Source organism: Variovorax sp. Soil_C_26, from assembly GCF_057657075.1.
The window spans coordinates 1-291 of the sequence record NZ_JBDGJC010000058.1 but is presented as its reverse complement, the minus strand read 5'-3'; the positions used below and the strand labels follow the sequence as shown (position 1 = coordinate 291).

The 291-nt window shown below is 65.3% G+C and carries 1 protein-coding gene; it reads right to left on the bottom strand.

Annotated elements, in window-relative coordinates:
• Window positions 1-291 (bottom strand): IS66 family insertion sequence element accessory protein TnpB (gene tnpB, locus AC3A6G_RS27460; protein WP_487875104.1); only part of this gene is annotated, 291 nt, incomplete at both ends.

The window sequence follows — 291 nt, the reverse complement described above, 5'->3', positions numbered from 1 at the left end:
GGAATAGCGCAGACGGGAGTGGCGTTGCACCACCGCGATGTCGATGCCCTCCAGCAACCAGTGCAGCTGCTCGGCCGTCAGCGTGGGAACCGCCTCGGACGAGGGCCAGATGAACCGGTCCTTCTCCAAGCGCTTGAGCAGCAGCCAGAAGCCGTTGCGCTCCCAACCCAGGATCTTCACCCGGTCGCGTCGGCGGTTGCTGAACACGTACGCGCACGAGGCGAACGGGTCCAGACCCAGTGCCTGCTCTACCAGCACGGCCAAGCCGTTGATGCTCAGCCGGAAGTCCAC